The sequence below is a fragment of the Salmonella sp. 32070601201500089SM genome (genome assembly GCF_017573605.1).
Lineage (GTDB): Bacteria > Pseudomonadota > Gammaproteobacteria > Enterobacterales > Enterobacteriaceae > Salmonella > Salmonella enterica.
In genome coordinates this window covers 195,716-215,825 of record NZ_JAGETK010000001.1, presented here as the reverse complement: position 1 = coordinate 215,825, position 20,110 = coordinate 195,716, and the positions used below count along the sequence as shown (strand labels likewise).

The 20,110-nt window shown below is 50.0% G+C and carries 17 protein-coding genes and 7 pseudogenes; 8 read left to right on the top strand and 16 right to left on the bottom strand.

Annotation, left to right across the window (positions count from 1 at the left end; all coding sequences use genetic code 11):
• Window positions 1-6: 6 nt before the first annotated feature.
• Window positions 7-2,115, bottom strand: a complete 2,109-nt coding sequence (rlmKL, locus tag J4728_RS00970; protein WP_001086485.1) for a bifunctional 23S rRNA (guanine(2069)-N(7))-methyltransferase RlmK/23S rRNA (guanine(2445)-N(2))-methyltransferase RlmL — start codon at window positions 2,113-2,115, stop codon at window positions 7-9.
• 98 nt (window positions 2,116-2,213) lie between these two features.
• On the opposite strand from rlmKL, the gene J4728_RS00965 reads away from it, so the two are divergent.
• On the top strand, window positions 2,214-3,323 hold the full coding sequence (locus J4728_RS00965) for a YcbX family protein (RefSeq protein ID WP_000224072.1): 1,110 nt from the start codon (window positions 2,214-2,216) through the stop codon (window positions 3,321-3,323).
• Here the strand turns inward: J4728_RS00965 and zapC are convergent.
• The 3 genes from zapC to pepN form a co-directional block, all read right to left on the bottom strand.
• A complete protein-coding gene (zapC, locus tag J4728_RS00960) occupies window positions 3,320-3,862 on the bottom strand; it encodes a cell division protein ZapC (RefSeq protein WP_001220671.1) in 543 nt (180 codons plus the stop codon). The two genes, J4728_RS00965 and zapC, sit on opposite strands and share 4 nt — an antisense overlap.
• Before the next feature lie 165 nt (window positions 3,863-4,027).
• Window positions 4,028-5,038: a quinone-dependent dihydroorotate dehydrogenase gene (pyrD, locus tag J4728_RS00955; RefSeq protein WP_000291723.1), complete on the bottom strand. Its 1,011-nt coding sequence runs from the start codon at window positions 5,036-5,038 to the stop codon at window positions 4,028-4,030.
• A gap of 207 nt (window positions 5,039-5,245) precedes the next feature.
• The gene (gene pepN, locus J4728_RS00950) at window positions 5,246-7,858 is read right to left on the bottom strand and encodes an aminopeptidase N (protein WP_208210927.1); all 2,613 of its coding nucleotides are present in this window, start codon (window positions 7,856-7,858) and stop codon (window positions 5,246-5,248) included.
• 426 nt (window positions 7,859-8,284) lie between these two features.
• Between pepN and J4728_RS00945 the strand changes: the two genes are divergently transcribed.
• The 4 genes and pseudogenes from J4728_RS00945 to J4728_RS00930 all read left to right on the top strand — a co-directional run bounded on the left by J4728_RS00945 (window position 8,285) and on the right by J4728_RS00930 (window position 10,419).
• Window positions 8,285-8,476, top strand: coding sequence for a DinI-like family protein (locus tag J4728_RS00945; protein WP_000497441.1), 192 nt, complete (start codon window positions 8,285-8,287; stop codon window positions 8,474-8,476).
• Window positions 8,477-8,746: 270 nt separating this feature from the next.
• Window positions 8,747-9,433 carry a virulence effector protease GtgE gene (gene gtgE / locus J4728_RS00940; RefSeq protein ID WP_001525490.1) on the top strand — a complete coding sequence of 229 codons (687 nt, stop codon included), beginning with the start codon at window positions 8,747-8,749 and terminating at the stop codon, window positions 9,431-9,433.
• A pseudogene (locus J4728_RS00935) lies at window positions 9,418-9,724 on the top strand (hypothetical protein). Before gtgE ends, J4728_RS00935 begins: the two are co-directional and overlap by 16 nt.
• A 68-nt stretch (window positions 9,725-9,792) precedes the next feature.
• The gene (locus J4728_RS00930) at window positions 9,793-10,419 is read left to right on the top strand and encodes an SOS response-associated peptidase (protein WP_000334547.1); all 627 of its coding nucleotides are present in this window, start codon (window positions 9,793-9,795) and stop codon (window positions 10,417-10,419) included.
• Window positions 10,420-10,550: 131 nt separating this feature from the next.
• On the opposite strand, the pseudogene J4728_RS00925 reads toward J4728_RS00930, so the two are convergent.
• Together J4728_RS00925 and sseI are read right to left on the bottom strand one after the other, a co-directional pair.
• Window positions 10,551-10,969 (bottom strand): annotated as a pseudogene (locus J4728_RS00925) (transposase); the annotation flags it as partial.
• Between the two features lie 97 nt (window positions 10,970-11,066).
• Window positions 11,067-12,035, bottom strand: a complete 969-nt coding sequence (gene sseI, locus J4728_RS00920) for an SPI-2 type III secretion system effector SseI (RefSeq protein WP_208210924.1) — start codon at window positions 12,033-12,035, stop codon at window positions 11,067-11,069.
• Window positions 12,036-12,292: 257 nt separating this feature from the next.
• On the opposite strand from sseI, the pseudogene J4728_RS00910 reads away from it, so the two are divergent.
• Window positions 12,293-12,511, top strand: a pseudogene (locus J4728_RS00910) (tail fiber assembly protein); the annotation flags it as partial.
• 78 nt (window positions 12,512-12,589) lie between these two features.
• On the opposite strand, the pseudogene J4728_RS23770 reads toward J4728_RS00910, so the two are convergent.
• A pseudogene (locus tag J4728_RS23770) lies at window positions 12,590-12,700 on the bottom strand (hypothetical protein); the annotation flags it as partial.
• 35 nt (window positions 12,701-12,735) lie between these two features.
• Between J4728_RS23770 and J4728_RS24245 the strand changes: the two are divergent.
• Window positions 12,736-12,837, top strand: coding sequence for a PagK family vesicle-borne virulence factor (locus J4728_RS24245; RefSeq protein ID WP_223230078.1), 102 nt, complete (start codon window positions 12,736-12,738; stop codon window positions 12,835-12,837).
• A 314-nt stretch (window positions 12,838-13,151) separates the two neighbouring features.
• On the opposite strand, the gene J4728_RS00900 is transcribed toward J4728_RS24245, so the two are convergent.
• The 5 genes and pseudogenes from J4728_RS00900 to J4728_RS00880 all read right to left on the bottom strand — a co-directional run bounded on the left by J4728_RS00900 (window position 13,152) and on the right by J4728_RS00880 (window position 18,104).
• A complete protein-coding gene (locus J4728_RS00900) occupies window positions 13,152-13,670 on the bottom strand; it encodes a tail fiber assembly protein (RefSeq protein ID WP_000421115.1) in 519 nt (172 codons plus the stop codon).
• A gap of 14 nt (window positions 13,671-13,684) precedes the next feature.
• A complete protein-coding gene (locus tag J4728_RS00895) occupies window positions 13,685-16,387 on the bottom strand; it encodes a prophage tail fiber N-terminal domain-containing protein (protein ID WP_208211183.1) in 2,703 nt (900 codons plus the stop codon).
• A pseudogene (locus tag J4728_RS00890) lies at window positions 16,327-16,764 on the bottom strand (tail assembly protein); the annotation flags it as partial. The gene J4728_RS00895 and the pseudogene J4728_RS00890, both read right to left, overlap by 61 nt.
• Entirely contained in the window at window positions 16,662-17,399 is a 738-nt protein-coding gene (locus J4728_RS00885; protein WP_000606353.1) for a C40 family peptidase, read from the bottom strand. The gene J4728_RS00885 and the pseudogene J4728_RS00890, both read right to left, overlap by 103 nt.
• A 9-nt stretch (window positions 17,400-17,408) precedes the next feature.
• Window positions 17,409-18,104 (bottom strand): phage minor tail protein L, encoded by a 696-nt coding sequence (locus tag J4728_RS00880; RefSeq protein WP_001152416.1) that lies wholly within the window; start codon window positions 18,102-18,104, stop codon window positions 17,409-17,411.
• 89 nt (window positions 18,105-18,193) lie between these two features.
• On the opposite strand from J4728_RS00880, the gene sodC1 reads away from it, so the two are divergent.
• Entirely contained in the window at window positions 18,194-18,727 is a 534-nt protein-coding gene (gene sodC1 / locus J4728_RS00875) for a superoxide dismutase [Cu-Zn] SodC1 (protein ID WP_000877926.1), read from the top strand.
• Between the two features lie 116 nt (window positions 18,728-18,843).
• Here the strand turns inward: sodC1 and J4728_RS00870 are convergent, their stop codons facing one another.
• The 4 genes and pseudogenes from J4728_RS00870 to J4728_RS00860 form a co-directional block, all read right to left on the bottom strand.
• Entirely contained in the window at window positions 18,844-19,341 is a 498-nt protein-coding gene (locus J4728_RS00870) for an Ail/Lom family outer membrane beta-barrel protein (protein ID WP_000725267.1), read from the bottom strand.
• 97 nt (window positions 19,342-19,438) lie between these two features.
• A complete protein-coding gene (locus tag J4728_RS00865) occupies window positions 19,439-19,771 on the bottom strand; it encodes a phage tail protein (RefSeq protein WP_000978295.1) in 333 nt (110 codons plus the stop codon).
• Window positions 19,768-19,866 (bottom strand): annotated as a pseudogene (locus tag J4728_RS24240) (hypothetical protein); the annotation flags it as partial. The pseudogene J4728_RS24240 and the gene J4728_RS00865, both read right to left, overlap by 4 nt.
• Window positions 19,859-20,104, bottom strand: a pseudogene (locus J4728_RS00860) (recombination protein NinG); the annotation flags it as partial. The pseudogenes J4728_RS24240 and J4728_RS00860, both read right to left, overlap by 8 nt.
• Window positions 20,105-20,110: the final 6 nt, after the last annotated feature.

Below are 20,110 nucleotides of genomic sequence, written 5' to 3'. Positions count from 1 at the left end.
TTCCTTTCACGCGGCGCGGATCAGCCAGCAGTTATGAATCTGACGGTTACGGGCAAAATCCGGGGAGAGCGTTTTTTGCGTAATTTCTTGTGCAGTAAGCCCCAGCTCAGCCAGCCCTTCCAGATCCATACGGAATCCGCGCTTATTATTTGAGAACATGATGGTGCCGCCTTTACGCAGCAGACGTTTTAAATCTTTCATTAACGCGACATGATCGCGCTGAACATCAAACGACTCTTCCATACGTTTTGAGTTAGAGAACGTCGGCGGATCGATAAAGATCAAATCGAACTGTTCATTCGCCTCGCGCAGCCAGCCCAGGCAGTCGGCCTGAATCAGGCGATGCGCGCGGCCGCTCAGTCCGTTCAGACGCAAATTACGTTCGGCCCACTCCAGATAGGTGCGGGACATATCCACCGTTGTGGTGCTGCGCGCGCCGCCCAGACCCGCATGTACGCTGGCGCTGCCGGTATAAGAAAAGAGATTCAGGAAATCTTTGCCTTTGCTCATTTCTCCCAGCATTCTGCGGGCAATACGGTGATCGAGGAACAGACCGGTGTCGAGATAATCCGTCAGATTTACCCATAAGCGCGCATTATATTCGCTGACCTCAAGGAACTCGCCCTTCTCGCTCATTTTCTGATACTGGTTTTTTCCTTTTTGCCGTTCGCGGGTTTTTAACACCAGTTTATTCGGCGGAATACCGAGCACTGACAAGGTTGCCGCAATAATATCGAACAGACGTTGCCGCGCTTTTTGCGCATCCACCGTTTTCGGCGGCGCATATTCCTGAATCACCGCCCAGTCGCCGTAACGGTCTACCGCCACGTTATATTCCGGCAGGTCGGCATCATACAAGCGATAGCATTCAATCCCTTCCTGTCGCGCCCATTTCTCCAGCTTTTTAAGATTTTTACGCAGGCGATTAGCGTAATCTTCCGCCACCGTCGCCGGCTTACTGTCCGCCGTGGTTTCCGCAATATGATAGTTTTTCTGCACGCAGTCCAGCGGGCCATTCTTGGCTTTAAACTGTTTGTCGGCACGTAATTGCAGGCTGCCCAGCAAATCGGGCGAAGCGCTGAACAGCGACAGGTTCCAGCCGCCAAACTGATTTTTCATGGTACGGCCCAGCAGGCTGTGCAACGCAATCAGCGCCGGTTCGCTGTCCAGACGTTCGCCGTAAGGCGGGTTACTGATCACCGTACCATACGGGCCTTTCGGCAATGGATTACTCAGTTGCGCCACATCTTTCACTTCAAAGGTGATAAGCTCGCCGATACCGGCGCGACGGGCGTTGCTGCGCGCCCGCTCAATGACGCGCGCATCGCTGTCGGAACCGTAGAAATGAGAGGAATACTCCGCCAGTCCCTTACGCGCCCGGGTCTGCGCTTCGGCTTTCACTTCCTGCCAGATAGTTTCGTCATGCTGCGCCCAGCCGCTAAATCCCCAGTGACCACGGTGCAGTCCCGGCGCGCGATCGGTCGCCCACATCGCGGCCTCAATCAACAGTGTCCCCGAACCACACATAGGGTCGAGCAGCGGCGTACCTGGTTGCCAGCCGGAACGCATAACAATCGCTGCCGCCAGCGTCTCTTTAATTGGCGCCAGCCCGGTGCGATCGCGATAACCGCGCAGGTGCAGGCCATCACCACTGAGATCCAGCGCAATGCTGGCAGTTTCTTTATTCAGCCAGACGTTAATACGGAGGTCCGGCGATTCGCGGTCCACATTTGGACGCGGAAGATTTTTCCGCGTAAACGCATCGACAATCGCGTCTTTAACTTTCATCGCGCCATACTGACTATTACGGATGGTGTCGTTCAGGCCGCTGAAATGCACCGCAAACGTCGCGCCAGGATTAAAAATCTCTGTCCAGTTTATCGCCTGAACGCCGAGGTAAAGATCGAGATCGCTGTAGACCTTGCACTCACCCATCGGCAGGATAATACGCGAGGCCAGGCGGCTCCACATCAGGCTCTGGTAAATAAGCCGCGTGTCGCCCTGAAAATGGACCCCACCCTGAACAACCTGACACCCTACGGCGCCCAGTTTTTCCAGTTCAGTTTTTAACAGCTCTTCCAGCCCGCGGGCCGTACTGGCAAACAGAGAATTCATATTGTCACTTTTACGCTAAGAAAATTGTTGCGCATTATAGCTAATCTCACGCCCATGTCATAAAGTTGAAGGCTTATTTTCATTTGAGGGACTGTACGGTGGCGACGTTATCACGGCTCTTTATTCATCCGGTCAAATCCATGCGCGGCATTGGCCTGACTCATGCGCTGGCAGATATCAGCGGCCTGGCTTTTGATCGCATCTTCATGGTGACCGAGCCTGACGGCACATTTATTACCGCCCGCCAGTTTCCACAAATGGTACGTTTTACCCCCTCTCCCTTACACGACGGCCTCCATTTGACCGCGCCAGACGGCAGTAGCGCGCTGGTTCGCTTTACGGATTTCACCCCGCAGGATGCGCCGACCGAGGTCTGGGGAAACCATTTTACCGCTCGCGTCGCCCCGACGGCGATTAATCAATGGTTGAGCGGCTTTTTCTCCCGCGATGTCCAGTTGCGCTGGGTTGGGCCGCAGTTGACACGCCGGGTCAAACGACATAACGCGGTGCCGCTGGGATTTGCCGATGGCTACCCGTATTTATTGACCAACGAAGCCTCGCTGCGCGATCTGCAACAGCGTTGTCCGGCAGGCGTACAAATGGAACAATTTCGCCCAAACTTAGTGGTTTCCGGCGTAGCGGCCTGGGAGGAAGATAGCTGGAAAGTGCTTCGCATTGGCGATGTGATTTTTGACGTCGTGAAGCCCTGTAGCCGCTGTATTTTTACGACCGTCAGCCCTGAAAAGGGGCAAAAACATCCTTCCGGCGAACCGCTGGCGACACTGCAAGCTTTTCGTACCGCCCAGGACAATGGCGATGTGGATTTCGGTCAGAATTTGATTGCCCGCAATAGCGGCGTCATTCGCGTCGGCGATGAGGTGGAGATACTGGCGACAGCGCCGGCAAAAGCTTATGGCGCCACAACGCTCGACGACAGCGTTACGCCAGAGAAACATCCGGACGGGAGTGTAACCATCGACTGGCAGGGGCAAACCTTCTGCGGGAATAATCAACAGGTGCTACTGGAACAGTTGGAGAATCAGGGAATTCGTATTCCGTATTCTTGCCGGGCTGGTATCTGTGGTTGCTGCCGGATACGTTTGCTGGAAGGCGAAGTAAGTCCGCTGAAAAAATCGGCTATGGGTGACGATGGTACGATTCTGAGCTGTAGCTGCGTGCCTAAGACCGCGTTACGACTGGAGAATTAAACCGCTTGTTCAAGGCTGAAACTGTGACAGTGAACCTGCGGTTTCAGCCTGTCGTTCATAATTTTAATCGCATCGCCAAGCTGCATGGTTCGGCCTGCTATCACCACGCCCGGCTGGGCCAGCAGACACAACGCGGCATTTTCTCCCGGCTCAACGACCAGCAAATTAACCTGTTCCGCCGTATCGCTTAACCAGACGCTTGCGGCATCGCCCGTTCCTGGGGTCCACATTTCGCCATGCGCCACAAAATGCCAGCTTTTTGGCATCTGCGGTTTGAGATAGCGAATCGCCACCAGCGCATTCAACACCAGCTCCGCGCGTTGCTCTTTGGTTAATTCGAAATCCCGGCATTTTTCTTCAAAGGAAAAATAGAGCGCAGCGTCATCCACACAAAAACCGGTCGGGCAAAACGCGTCCGGCGTAAGCATTTTACGAGAGAAGCGCGAGCGAAAAAGCATACCATTGGCGAGATCGAGCATCATACGATCGTGCTCTTCATCATAATACCAGCGCCAGTTATCGTCAGGTTTAATTCGCATTACCTCTCTCCCGCTTTTAAGCAACTCGTAACAGCATTGTCCTTTTGCCGCTTCGTTTATTACCCCAATAATAAAAGCCTAAAATGTCTAAATAAGCAACAGTGGAGAAATATAAAACAACCAGCGCCGGAAATAAAGCCCTGGTTGTCTGATAAAGGGTAAAGTTTAGATGTGCGTTACGATTTCTTTAATCAATGGCGGGCCTTTAAAAATAAAGCCGGAATAAATTTGTACCAGCGTAGCTCCTGCCGCTATCTTCTCGCGCGCGGCGATAACTGAGTCAATGCCGCCGACGCCGATAATAGGCAATTGTCCTTTTAACTCCTGGGATAAACGGCGAATAATTTCTGTGCTTTTTAATTGTAATGGCCGGCCACTTAATCCCCCCGTTTGCTGGCAATTTTTCATTCCTTGTACCAGAGAACGATCGAGGGTGGTATTTGTCGCAATCACCCCATCAATATTATGACGAAGCAGGCTATCGGCAACTTGGATCAATTCTTCTTCACAAAGATCCGGCGCGATCTTTACTGCCACCGGCACATATTTATGGTGGATCGCCTGAAGATCGTTTTGCTTATTTTTAATGGCAGTTAACAGATCGTCCAGCGCATCGCCATACTGGAGCGTACGTAGCCCTGGCGTATTCGGCGAAGAAATATTAATGGCGATATAACCCGCATAAGCATAGACTTTTTCCATACAAATCAGGTAGTCATCTTTGCCATTTTCGACAGGCGTATCTTTATTTTTACCGATGTTAATTCCCAGAATACCATCAAAATGGGCTTTTTTAACATTCTCGACCAGGTTATCGACGCCCAGATTATTAAAGCCCATCCGATTGATCAGACCTTCAGCATCCACCAGACGAAAAAGACGCGGCTTATCGTTACCCGGCTGTGGGCGCGGCGTCACGGTGCCGATTTCCAGGGAGCCAAACCCCATCGCGCCTAACGCGTCGATGCACTCCCCGTCTTTATCCAGACCGGCAGCCAACCCCAGTGGATTTTTAAAGGTAAGTCCCATGCAGGTAACCGGCTTTGTCGGTACTTTCTGGCGCACCAGCGCTTCCAGCGGCGTACCTGTAATGCGGCGTAATTGTTGAAATGTAAATTCATGAGCGCGCTCTGGATCGAGCTGGAAAAGGGCTTTACGAACGAAGGGATAGTACATGAACTCTCCTGGATTCCCGGTGTGCAAACCGGGGGCGTATTATGGGCGATAACAAGGCAAAAGGGAATTGACCTACGGCAATAAATAGCAATCGTTTTCCTTCATTCTCACTTCACGTTTCGCCAGCGAGCGTCATCGTCCGGCAAAAAAATACCCGGCAGCGCTAACGCTTACCGGGCATGTCTTACCTCTTTATAACGGATACTGTCAGGCTAACGCTTTAGTTATCTTCTCGTACAGATCGCCGGAAAGATTCTCCAGCCCTTTTAACTGCTCCAGCGCCGCGCGCATTTTCTCCTGACGCTTATCATCATAACGTTTCAGACGAATCAGCGGTTCAATGAGGCGAGATGCTACCTGCGGGTTACGGCTATTCAGATCGGTCAGCATTTCGACCAGGAACTGGTATCCGCTACCGTCTTGCGCATGGAACGCCGCCGGGTTGCTGCCAGCAAACGCGCCAATTAATGAACGGATGCGGTTCGGGTTGCTCATACTGAAAGAACGGTGTTTGAGCAGGCCGCGTACGGTTTCCAGTACATTTTCCGCCGGGCTTGTGGATTGCAGGATAAACCATTTATCCATCACCAGGCCGTCCTGATGCCACTTATCGTCATACTCCTTCATCAGCATATCGCGGCACGGCAACTGCGCCGCCACCGCAGCAGACAGGGCCGCCAGCGCATCGGTCATATTATTGGCGTCGCGATACTGTTTGCTGACCAGCGTATTAGCCAGCTCCGTCTCGCCGAACGCCAGGAAGCGCAGGCAAGCATTGCGCAGCGTGCGCTTACCGATATCGCCGTGATCAACACGATACTCATCCAGATGATTGGCGTTATAGATAGCTAAGAACTCATCCGCCAGTTCTGCCGCCAGCGTACGCGTTAGCGCTTCACGAACTTGCGCAATGGCGATCGGGTCAATGACCTCAAACAGCTCCGCAATTTCATTGGCCGAAGGCAGCGTTAAAATTTCTGCGGCCAACGCCGGATCGATTTTCTCATCCAACAGTACTGCACGGAACGCATCAGCGACATGCACCGGAAGCGATAGCGGTTGCCCCTGCTGATGACGCGCCACATTCAGTTTAATGTATGTGGCCAGCAGGCTTTGCGCCGCATCCCAACGGGAGAAATCATTGCGCGCATGGCGCATCAGGAACGTCAACTGCTGATCGCTCCATTTATATTCCAGTTTCACCGGCGCTGAAAACTCGCACAGCAAGGCCGGAACAGGCTGGAAATAGACATTATCAAAGGTAAATGTCTGCTCCGCCTGCGTGACGTTCAGCACGGCGTTGACTGGGTGACCGCCTTTTTGCAACGGAATGACGTTGCCTTCGTTATCGTACAGTTCAATGGCGAATGGAATATGCAGCGGCAGCTTCTCCGCCTGATCCGCCGTCGCCGGAGTACGCTGGCTGATGGTCAACGTGTACTGCTCGGTTTCCGGATTATAATCATCTTTTACCGTTACAATCGGCGTGCCGGACTGACTGTACCAGCGGCGGAAATGGGACAAATCGACATTAGAAGCATCTTCCATCGCCTGTACGAAGTCATCACACGTCGCGGCGCTGCCGTCATGGCGCTCAAAATAAAGCAGCATCCCCTTCTGGAAATTTTCCTCACCCAGCAACGTGTGGATCATGCGAATGACTTCCGCACCCTTTTCATAAACGGTGAGGGTGTAGAAGTTATTCATTTCGATTACTTTATCCGGGCGGATAGGATGCGCCATCGGGCTGGCGTCTTCCGCGAATTGTAAACCGCGCATGGTACGCACGTTACTGATGCGGTTCACCGCGCGTGACCCCAAATCAGAGCTAAACTCCTGATCGCGGAACACGGTTAGCCCCTCTTTCAGGCTCAACTGGAACCAGTCGCGGCAGGTGACGCGGTTGCCGGTCCAGTTGTGGAAATACTCATGACCTATCACGCGCTCAATATCGAGATAATCTTTATCCGTCGCGGTATCGGTTCGCGCCAGCACGTATTTGGAGTTAAAGATATTGAGACCTTTATTCTCCATCGCGCCCATATTAAAGAAATCCACCGCGACAATCATATAGATGTCGAGGTCATATTCGAGCCCAAAACGCGTTTCATCCCATTTCATGGAATTTTTCAGCGAGGTCATTGCCCACGGCGCGCGATCCAGATTGCCACGGTCAACGTACAGTTCTAATGCGACTTCACGCCCGGAGCGGGTGGTAAAGGTATCGCGCAGCACGTCAAAATCACCGGCCACCAGCGCAAACAGATAACACGGTTTCGGGAACGGATCTTGCCACTGAACCCAGTGACGGCCATTCTCCAGTTCACCCTGCGCAACACGGTTGCCATTGGAAAGCAGGAACGGATATTTGCTTTTATCGGCAATAATTTTGGTGGTAAATCGCGCCAGTACGTCCGGGCGGTCAAGATACCAGGTAATATGGCGGAAGCCCTCCGCTTCACACTGGGTACAGAGCGCATCGCCGGACTGGTACAATCCTTCCAGCGCCGTATTCGCCGCCGGACTTATCTCGTTGACAATGCGTAACGTAAAACGCTCTGGCAGGTCGCTGATGATAAGCGCGCCCTCTTCTTCCTTATATGCTGTCCACGGCGCATCGTTGACGTGGATAGATACCAGCGTTAAATCTTCCCCATCAAGGCGAAGAGGCGCATCAGGCGCGCCATGACGAACAGCCTGGCTTATTGCGGTGACCACGGTTTTTTCGGCATCGAGGTCAAAGGTCAAGTCAATATCAGTAATCTGGTAATCCGGCGCGCGATAGTCATGGCGGTATTTGGCTTGTGGCTGTTGTGTCATAAAAAACCTTTCGCATCTTTGTGTAGAGTGTCGACTCCAGTCTATTCCTGTTGCGCAAATCGCGCTACGCAGAATGTTCATCTTTTCAGGCACAAACGGCCTATTTGCTACATTTTTATAATATGTACTCATAGTTTTTAAAATCGATAAAGATCGTCCAGGAGCGCTTTAAACAAGGGATGAGCGAGATCGAGATGAAGCTTGATTAACGAACTTTAACGAACTTCACAGACCACTTTTGCCCCATCCATGCCCCACACATAATTTTAGTCAACGCCAGACCCCATCAGCCCTTCAGGGAAAATCGATAACAAACACGCCCGCAGTATGTTCCCCAAAATTTAAAAACAAGTGGTTCATGCCTTGACAGACAAAACCGCCAAAGCAAAAATACTGTATATACAAACAGTTATTAGCGAAACACGTATGTTCGTAGAACTGGTTTATGACAAGCGTAATGTTGAAGGACTCGAAGGGGCCAGCGAGATCATTCTGGCCGAACTGACGAAGCAGGTGCACCAGATTTTCCCTGATGCCGAAGTGAGGGTGAAGCCGATGCAGGCAAACTGCTTGAATAGTGATACCAACAAAAGCGATCGCGAAAATTTGAACAGATAGCTTATTAAAAATAGATTTATCTTAAACCACGTCATTTACATTTAGCCACCTCCCCAAAATCCGGATTCAGCTTAAGAAAAATGCGACAATACAATAAAAACATATCATATAAGCCCCCTCAACAAATGTAATTTTAAGGCCAACAAACACCTCTAACTTATTCACTTTCAATTAATTTCATAAATAATAATTAACAACAAAAGAATTGTATTAATATCCACACTGTAGTATATAATTACATTAACAAAATTACTATTCGGCGAGTATATTATGTTAAGACACATTCAAAATAGTTTAGGCAGCGTTTACAGAAGTAATACAGCAACTCCTCAGGGTCAGATTATTCACCATCGTAACTTTCAAAGCCAGTTTGATACCACAGGCAACACCCTCTACAATAATTGCTGGGTTTGCTCATTAAATGTTATCAAATCCAGAGATGGCAATAATTATAGTGCATTAGAGGACATCACTTCTGATAATCAAGCGTTTAATAATATATTAGAGGGTATTGATATAATAGAATGTGAGAATTTATTAAAAGAAATGAATGTGCAAAAAATACCTGAATCCTCTCTTTTTACAAACATTAAAGAAGCTTTACAGGCAGAAGTTTTCAATAGTACTGTAGAAGATGACTTTGAGAGTTTTATTTCTTACGAATTACAAAACCATGGACCACTGATGTTGATCAGGCCTTCACTTGGCTCGGAATGTCTACATGCAGAGTGCATTGTAGGCTATGATAGTGAAGTGAAAAAAGTATTAATTTATGATTCAATGAATACCTCACCTGAATGGCAATCAAATATTGATGTCTATGACAAGCTTACCTTAGCATTCAATGATAAATATAAAAATGAAGATTGCAGTATTTGTGGTCTTTACTATGACGGTGTTTATGAGCCAAAACCTTTACACTCCTCCTCCTGGAAAGACTGGTGTACCATTTTATGATAGTTAACCTTTACCAAGATAATTATTCAGGCTACCGCCAACATGGGGTGTCGGGGGTCGGAGGTTCAAATCCTCTCGTGCCGACCAAAATTCCCCTTAAAAACCAGCCTGTCAGGGCTGTTTTTTTTATGGCTCAATTTCCTACGGGGAAGCTATGGGGTGAAACTGGGGAATAAAGCCGTCGAGATTCGACGCAATTTGCGATTGATTCATCAGTTTGCTCACTGCTCAGTTTCGGAATTCATCAATACACAAATTTTCATTTCGAATTACTGTATAAATTCCCTGTAAATCATTACCGGAGCGCGCCACATTTTCCCCCTGCCCTATACTTTCAGCCTGACGACTGGAGGTTTCATATGTGTGGACGCTTTGCACAAGCACAGACCCGTGAAGAATATCTGGCATATCTGGCCGACGAAGCCGATCGTAATATTGCTTATGACCCTCAGCCTATAGGCCGGTATAACGTGGCGCCCGGGACTAAAGTCCTGCTATTGAGCGAACGCGACGAGCAATTACATCTCGACCCGGTGATTTGGGGTTACGCTCCCGGATGGTGGGATAAAGCTCCACTTATTAACGCCCGTGTCGCGACAGCGGCCTCCAGCAGAATGTTTAAGCCACTATGGCAGCATGGCCGGGCTATCTGTTTTGCCGATAGATGGTTCGAGTGGAAGAAGGAAGGCGACAAAAAACAGCCGTATTTCATTCACAGAAAGGACGGGAAGCCGATATTCATGGCTGCCATTGGCAGTACGCCGTTTGAGCGCGGTGATGAAGCAGAGGGATTTCTGATTGTTACCTCCGCAGCCGATAAAGGCCTGGTAGACATTCACGATCGTCGCCCGCTGGCACTGACACCGGAAACTGCTCGGGTATGGATGCGCCAGTTCCTGGAACCACATTCTAAGTCAATAACATACCGCGTCATACCTGCGCTCACACGTCCCATGATGCGAAAAGATACCAATCCATGCCAATAGTTAAAAACGGATGACTGTCCCGAATCCGTCCCACCTGCCCTATCCCACAAACCGGCGTTCAGATGCTCATCAAGAAAACCACCTCACCCTCATAACTCAGTAAGCGTCCCGTTTAGGACGTAGCGTAAGGATTATTTTACGGTTTCGAGGTTCCAGGGCAGCAGTTCGTGCACCCGGTTCGATGACCAGTCGCTGATTTTCCACAGCACGTCGCGTAACCATGCCTCGGACTCCACGTCGTTTAGTTTGCACGTACCCAGCAGGCTATAGATGATCGCCGCTGCCTCGCCGCTCCTGTCTGAGCCGAAGAACAGATAGTTACGTCGGCCCAGCGCCACGCACCGTAAGGCGTTTTCACAGATGTTGTTGTCGATCTCCACCCGACCGTCGCTGCAGAGGACACGCTCAACGCATCACACTGCTTCAGCATGTAACCGAACTCCTTCGCCATCTCCGCATGCACCGACAACGTTTTCAACTGCGCCTGTATCCAGTCGTACAGCGACTGGCTTTTCTCTTTCCTGACCGACAGCCGTGTTTGCGCCGGGCTGTGGACTCTGTCATCTGTGATAGTGTCCATCAAAATTTAAGTGGACACTATCATCGCCGGATTGACAGGGTTCTGACAGACGTCCTCCACGGTGCGCTTACATTTTACCTATTAAGGAATATTTTTGCTTTTTAAAGGTATTAAACCATCTCGGTGATGTAACAAAAACTTTCCCTGCCATAGATTCTGATTCTAATTCTCGTGGTAATGCATCATAGGCATTAGCTGCTATACTTGAATTACTAAAATCAGTATAATAAATAAGTTTACTTCTTGTTGCCATTCTATATTTACACACCCATTCATCTGCTGAAAGAATTAATGGGCCATTCAGATTACTCATACCTCTATTTTCAAACTGATGGGCTGAAACATCAAACACATAGTCTTTTCCTTCTTTATTTCCAACCACTGCAAAATGATTTATTGGTATTTCCTCTGTTGGTTTATCCCAGATAAATATACCTCGATAACGAATATTATCGAACCCTTTTTCATTCATAAAATTGCTTACAGGAGTCATTAATGACTCACACTGCCCTACCGGATTCATTATTTTATTATTTATAATTGGATTCTGTTTCAATTCCTCCAGATAGGCCGCAGCATCAATATCACTGGTTAGGTTGTAAGTTATATCTGTGCGTTCCACTCCCGGTTCTGTTGCCATGGTTAAGTGATGTGTTTCACTGTACCCCTGGCAATTTACGGTATAGTTCCCGACGTCATCCAGGGTGACTGATAATATCTCCTGACTGTCTTCATCCAGAATACAGAAGTAGTTTTCCCCGTGCAGGCCGGAATGAATGTTTTCCTCCCATCCGTCATACGCGAGCGTCCTGAGCAGTTCAAATCTGCTGACCACATCCTCCCGCGTCGTTCCAGCCGGCGGGTGACAAATCGTCCAGATGCACTCCAGCGCTTCAGTCTGGTGCGTTGAGCAAAAAAATTCCTTCATTTTTTCCCAGGAACTCATTTCAGGGGGGGTATCAGACCAGGCAATACGATAAATGCGGCGGTTACTGATGATGGCGGGAAGACATCCGCTTCCAATATGAAAGGGCATAACAAAAAACCTTTATAAATTTACATATAGTATCTGTCCGACAGACATCATCTCTTCCTGGTCTTAATTTTACAATAAGGTTATCGGCGGATTCATGGTCGTCCTGCCATGGCGGGCTTCAGAAGGTGCAGAAGAAAAATCCGTTATGATGACCGGATGGCGGGGCTGTCATTTTACAGCTAAAGTGTCGATTTTTTCAGGGTCGCTTTCCACGATGACCAGATCATCCGGTATCAACGCCCGGCGTTCAATTTTGGCAGGCAGAAGTCACCCGGCAGAAATTACTTAACGATTCAGATAATGCCATTAAGGACTGGCGCATAGAATTAACGCTGGGGATTATCAGTGATGAAAATAAAGCGGCTTTAATTCTGTGGATGAATTATATCAATGTTCTTAAATCGCTGGACTTAACAGGTGTTTCAGATGAGGCCACCTTCACAGCAATCAGGTGGCCTGCATTACCACAGGAGTGATTTACTGGCTATCGATATTCCTGTTCATCATTTTTAGGTCATCTACACACATTCATTCTGGCTGAGTTGAAATATTGCAAAAATATTAATGTTTATTATTTTTTCTTTAAGTAAATTTTCGCTCAATAAACTTAGTTGTTTATTCAATGACAATGAAGTATGAACTATGCTGGAAATGAAGGAAGTCAACAGTAAGGATAGTCTGAATATTCACGGGTGATATTATGAGACATCGTATATTTTCCCCATTGCTTCTGGTGTTGTCGGCTACAGCCTTTTCGGCATCGGCGATGGCCGCTAGTGATACAAAACCCCCCACCAGATAATACAAAATCCGCCTCCAGTGGACTGCCGCCAATACCCGCCCCATTTATTCGTCCCCCCTGGTGTGACAACTGGCCACCAGATATAGAAAAACCACCGGAGTGGTGTCAGATTTGTGGTTGTTAATTTTTACAGAAGGCTGTAACAACCATATCAGTACTGATGGTATATCTGGTTATTATGCTTCATCAGTTCCTCCTGAACTGAATATTACTTCAGGCTGGTGTATTTTATTAACGCCAGCCTGTTTTTTCACAACGTCATATTACTGACTTACTGGCCCATGCCTCCTGAGAAACCAGCCAGCCAGTAGTTATTACTGTGGTAATGCAGGCCACCTGATTGCTGTGAAGGTGGCCTCATCTTTCACATCGCTCAAATCCAGCATTTTCAGCGCCCTGATATAGACCATCCATTTAGTCAGGCTTGCCCTATCATCGTCGCTGATATCCCCCAACGCCAGTTCGGTTCGCCAGTCGACAATGGTGCTGTTAGCATCGGTAAGTAGCTTCTGACGTGTGGTTTCGGCTTTTGCATGATAATCAACGGGAACAGCGACAACAGCGCCGTTCGAATATTTCCAGTCGCCATAGATATTAAATCCTGCAGGTAACTTGTTAACCTCAACAACTGAAAAACCAGCCGGATAAAGACGAGAGACATCTTCTGATACGGAACGGATTATATTTTCGGAGTCAATACACAACTTATATTTTTTCGTGAATTTACTCAGCGACTCATAAAAATCCTGACCATCTTCACTACGAAAATACAGAAAGTTGTTATCATAATCCGGGTCATCAGGAGTGTATCTGGTTACGTTTTTTAATTCCATTATAGTTTCCTTAATCATCCATTAATTGTACGCCAGCCATTACCCACCCACATTTGCAACGGTCGATACGCAAATGTCACACCGTATGCTGTTGTTGGGTCATGTCTGGCTTGTGTTAAAAAGCAACCAGCAGGCGCTTCTGCAGGTCCATATTCATCTACTTTGCCCGGCCATACTGGGGCGCCACGCTGGATATTCTGGACATAACGATTATCTGATTCGCCTTTTGTATATACGTTTCCTGATGTTAAATAACGGGCGTCGAAATTACCGTAATTATCCGGAATAACTTGTCCATTAACAACAAACTGAATACTGCCATCGGTATTACGCTGGCTGTATAAATGCCATCCCTGGTCGTCATCCAGCTCAATAACCGTTGGTCGATTTCCGTCACCCCACAAATTAAATTGAGCATTCAGCACGGAGTTATTTGAGCTAGTCATGGTCATTCGTTTGGCATTGCCTGCGCGAATGGCCCCCAGAACCTGCATTTCACCGGGAGCGACACGAACGGTGTGCTGGCTATTCGCAAACGTATCCAGTATCCCGTCGCCATTCTGTTTAAACCCGGTATCGTTATCGCCAAATACAATTGAGCTTCCACCCAGCACATTATCAGTACCAATGCCTAACGCACCGTTTAGCCGTCCTCCATTAACTGACAGTGCCTCAACGTCACCGGCTGTGGGTTTCATCATGCTGTTATACAGCGTATATGTCTGACCGTTCGTAGCGTTGGCAGGCTTTGTTTCTGAATATTCTGGAGCGCTATATAATGTGACATTTGCATTACCGGTGTAATCATATTGCGCAATTAACCAGTACGCATACTGGCCGATATTAATATAAATATCGTAGGTGTCGCCTGATGTATTAACCCATGCGACCTCGTTAGCAGAAGAAGGTGAACGCATCCATAATGTGGCGGTTATTCCAACAGGCGAACCATTACCGGCACGCAGAACCAGTTCACTGATAGCCGCTTGCTCAAATGATCCAACGTTATACCCCGAACCTCCGTAAAGCTTAATTACTGCTGTCGATGTGGCCTGCGGCATGAAAACCGTGGCGATTTTGAACCATCCCGATTCACCAAGTGTAATGGTAGTCGACGTTACCGCGCTGATAGTTCTCGCAAATTGTTTTTTGTCCGGAATATCGCCGCCGTTCTGTGATTTTTGTAACGCATCGGCGGCGTGATTTATCGTTTCCCGTAAACCAACGTATTCGATAAGACCTTCAATGCTTTTTCCTGACAGCGCCGTCAGTGTATCGTCCAGCGGCTGCTTGCCCGCCAGTTTATTCAGTACAGTGGTGGCAAAGTTCGGATCGTTACCCAGCGCGTCCGCCAGTTCCTGCAGCGTATCCAGCGACTCAGGTACGGAACCGACCAGTGCAGCAATCAGTTTACGAACAAACTCAGCGTTTGCAGTCTGAAGTCCCTTAGCGTCATCTGGCGGCGTCGGTGTGGTCGGCGTTCCAGTGAATACCGGACTGTCCAGCGGCGCTTTGGTCTGTACCTCGTCCATGACAGCATGGACCGCCTTTGGCGTGGCTGCCAGCGCTTCGCTGTCACTGTCCGTGGCGCTGCTTAACTTAACGATACCTTTTTTCGTCAGGCTGGCATCTTCCAGGGAAATCACGTCCGCGATGTCTTCTGCCCGTTTTGCGGCATCTTCTGCTCTGGTGGCTGCTGCTCCGGCAGCAGTACTGCTTTGCGCCGCCAGTGATGCGCTGGTATCAGATGCGGCGGCGTGATTGGATGCCTCCGATGCTGATGACGAGGCGGCTGTTGCGCTGGCCGCTGCTGTACTTGCTGACGTTGCTGCGTTTGTCTCAGATATTTTTGCTGCGGCTGCCGATGCGGCTGCCGCCTTTTCCGACGCTGCCGCCGCAGTGGCTGACGCACCTGCATCACCGGCACTGGAAGCCGCCTGCGTTTCTGACGTCTTCGCGGCGGTTTCGGATGCTCCGGCGCGCGCTGCTGATGTTTGCGCCGCCGTCGCGCTGGCGGCTGCGGCAGCAGCTGAATCGCCGGCGGCAGTACGGGAGGCATCTGCATTCGCTTCAGATGTTTTCGCTGCGGCTGCCGATGCGGCTGCTGCCGTTCTGGCTGTGTCAGCCGACGCCGCGCTGGCTGATGCCTCCCCGGCTTTTGTGGTCGCCGTACCTGCGCTGCTCTCCGCAGATGCTGCGGATGAGGCTGCCTGTGTGGCTGATGCTTCTGCCGCTCCGTCTGCATTCACTGCTGCCGTGGCGCTTTCCGCTGCCTGACCTGCTGATGTCTGCGCCTGTTCAGATGCCTGCCCTGCGGCGGTGGCATTCCGCGATGCCTCCGATGCCTGGCGGGCAACTTCTTCCACCATCGCCTCAAAACGCCGCAGCGCCTCCGGGCGGACGTCGTCTTCCGTCATGGCCCCCAGAAAATCATTCAGGGTGCCCGGCTTTGAATCATCGTAGACCGTAATAACTCCGGCATGTGACGGGGGATATCCTTCCACCAGGAGCGTGACAGTGTACTGCCCCTGCTCCACCTCCATGCTGTAGCGCCCGGCGTCATCCGGATTTTCCGATGCCACCGTATTCACGACCACCGTCGTACTGGTCCGGCTGGCCTTCAGCTGAATGGTGCAGTTCTGTACCGGCGTTCCCGTACAGGTGTCAGCATCTGCGCCACACCACCCAGCGCCATACTGGTTCCTGCGGAAAACAATACTGCCGCCGCTACAGCATTCAGACCGGGAATAAATGACGCGCCAATCAGCGCTGCCCCGGCTACCACCTGCCAGATACCGTTTTTCGCTCCCGCCATACGCGGTACAATATGAACCACTGCCCCCGGCGGTAACGATTCGTTCAGTCTGGCAGTAAGGGTATCCGGCGCCATATCGCTCCCGGCAATCCGGACCTGATACCAGCCCTCATTCATTCGCTGCCGGAATCCGGGGAGTTGTATCGCCAGCGCATGTATGCCTTCCGCCGCTGTCTTTATGCTGAGGCTGATGCGCTTTCCAAATCGTTGTAAATCCCCGTAAAGGCAGATTCGCACCATTGCCGGTGCCGCCATATTGAGTGTGTCCGTCGTTGCCATTTGTCGTTATACCCCTCTCGTTTACTCAACTGCTCCGGAATATGGTGCAACAGTTCACCGTTGCCGCAGTAAATCGCCGCATGATTGGGCGTCGGTGAACCAAAACAGCAAATCAGCACGTCGCCGGGCTGCGCATCCTCCGGATTCACCCGGTAAAATCCCGCCGCCTCCAGGTGATCCAGATAGAGGCTTTTACCCTGACTCCACCAGTCATCTTCCCTATCGAAATCCGGCATATCAATCCGGGCCAGATGGTAGGCATCACGAAACAGCGTGTAGCAGTCCGTCACGCCATGCTCAAACTGCCGCCCGGTCAGGTGTGGCACGCAGCGGAATTTATGTATCCTGTTATCACAGACCAGCCACCAGTCCAGCCCGCTTTGTATCTGGAGGGTACGATCCGCACTGCTGAGACAGGGCTTACCGTCAGGATGGCTGTGTACCAGCGCCACGATGTCGCCGCGGTTCCGGGCATTCAGGTAATCCTCCGGGGATATACGAAAATACATCGTGGGTTCAGCAGACAGATTTTCACACGGAAAATACCGCTCTCCCTGTGCCGTTCTGACCACATAACCGCACGATTCCGCAGGCGCACACTGTCGGGCATGTGCCAGAATGTCATCGTTAATCATGGGAACCTGTTAAGACAGTTTGTTGATGGAAGCGAAAAATCCGGCATTCACCAGATTGTTACGCATTTCACAGCCTTTCATGCAGTGGCTGCATTTATCCTTTTTCGGGTCTGAGGTGGGCTTATCGAACTCATCGGCCACGGGCGGGCCGTCGTATCCGCAGTTTTCATCCCGGTAATCCCACGGACAGGAGTCCGCCAGCATGGTACGCCCCGGCACCACAGAACCGTCGGTTTCTGCCGGTGATGCCAGAATAATGGTAGCAGTTGATGAATCCAGTTCTGACAACTGCTCCACGTTATAGCGCGCTACCGCCTCCTGCTCCGGGTCAGCGCCCGGATTGCCGTTACTGAAATTCACCGCATCAAGAAACTTGCTGTAAACCTGATGCCTTACCACTGACGCGCCGACGAGACTTTGCAAATCCTCCGCCATCCCCGTGACCAGACCAAAGAGATTGGCAACAACGAGGTTCGGGCGGGGAGATGCGCCTTTCCCGTTCATCTCAAAATCCTGTACCTGTATCGGGTACGGTTCGTACTGCCTCCCCTGCCAGGTTAACGGCTCGCCTTTTTCGTTCGGTTCGTTACAGAAGAAAAAGCGCTCACCGCCAATCGCGGTTAAATCAAATTCCCACAAATCCACCTTCGCGGACTGCTCCGCTTTGGTGGTCTCGCTCAGGGTTTCCTGTGGTATATCCTGCATATATGAGAGATCCTTTATTATTTATCTTGCAAAAATATACCTGCTTTTATTAATGGTATTTACGATACAACCAAAAAACGAGGTAACTAATGAAATACACAATATTGTCGCTGGTAGCTGGTGCGCTCATCAGTTGTTCAGCAATGGCAGAGAATACCCTGACTGTAAAGATGAACGATGCCCTGTCCAGCGGAACAGGAGAAAACATAGGTGAAATCACAGTTTCAGAGACACCTTACGGTCTGCTTTTCACTCCTCACCTAAATGGTCTTACGCCAGGAATTCACGGCTTCCATGTCCACACAAACCCAAGCTGTATGCCGGGAATGAAAGACGGTAAAGAGGTTCCGGCGCTCATGGCCGGAGGACATCTTGACCCCGAAAAAACCGGGAAACATCTTGGCCCATATAATGACAAAGGGCATTTGGGGGATCTGCCTGGACTGGTTGTCAATGCAGATGGTACAGCCACGTATCCGTTACTGGCACCACGCCTTAAATCACTGTCAGAACTGAAAGGTCACTCATTGATGATCCATAAAGGCGGTGACAATTACTCCGATAAACCTGCTCCACTGGGTGGTGGCGGTGCACGTTTTGCCTGTGGTGTCATTGAGAAATAACAGCAACATAGCCATATCGTCATAATTTCGTTTTACCCATAAAAAAGCCCTCTCACTGGAGGGCATTAAATCTGTATCGATGTTAAAGGTCAGAAGCTGTAACCTACGCCAAGCACCTAGGTTCCAGCTTTGACGTCACTGTCAGCATCAGTGGAAAAACTTGTATGCTCATAAGACGCATTAACGGCAATATTTTCAACCGGGTTAAGCTGAATACCTGCCCCATAAGCAAAGGCGGTTTTATTGTCAGAATTTCCCCAGTTATCCTTAATATGTCCGTTTGCTGCACCAATCATCACGTAAGCATTCAGATAGTCGTTAAAACGGTATGAAGGACCAACAAGAAGGGAGGTATAATCAGCATCACCTACCTTATACCCATAGTTATTAACATCAGCCGAGGTGTATGTAACTGAACCCATCGCCCCGAATCCACTGTCCAGATCTTCCCAGTTATATTTGATGTTGGCACCGTTCGCATTACCGGAAAGCCAGCCGCTTAAATCTGTGTAGGCATATCCAATTGAAACGGTATTTTTATACCCTGCTGCGTTAGCCACGCCGATGCTACCTAACGCCAGACCAACTAAAACCGCCACGACAATCTTTTTCATAACATTTCTTTTTTTGATTATTGACTGTGCGGGCTCAGTGAAACAGCAGCAGGTTAGAAAGTTCAATCATATTTATCGATCGTTTCGATCAAAAATACTAAGAAATAACCTGCTCAAATGTCGCGGTGAATGTTGTTTTCAGCAATCCCGCTTTCACACTCCATTTCCGGCAGACAACCTTAATCTGCCGGTATCCGTAAGGCGGAGTCCACAAAAACGCCTTCACACCGTTATGCTGTGACAAAAAGCCCTCCAGTGCCGGACCATCCTCCCGGTCAACGCGGATAGTCACACTGTATTTTTTTAGGTCATTATTGATCCCGGATGCACGCCGCTGCTCGTAGCCATCACCGAACCTCACCACCGACACCTGTGGTTCCGAATCCACCCCCATGTCCGGGTCAACTTTCCAGTGAAAGGTTTTCATCATCGATATGCCCCGCTCAGCCTGCCGCCGTCACGCCCCTGCTGCTGCACGAAATCAGCCGCCGCCTTTTTACCCAGATCATAAACCGCCTTCGCGGCAAATGTCATTTACGGCGCGCTGCGTCAAGTCAATCCAGTGCTTCAGCGGCTTAACCGCGGCTTTCCGCTGGCGCCAGGCGGCGCGTTCTTTTTTCTCAACGGCGCGCTGAAGGGATTGCGCCTTACGTTGCGCGGCTTCGCGAGCTTTTCTGGTCTGTTCTTTGCCGACGGCGCTGGCGCACTGGTACGAGCAAACGATCTGCCCCTCGCGTATCGGGTGAAACCACTGCGGGGCCACTGGAGA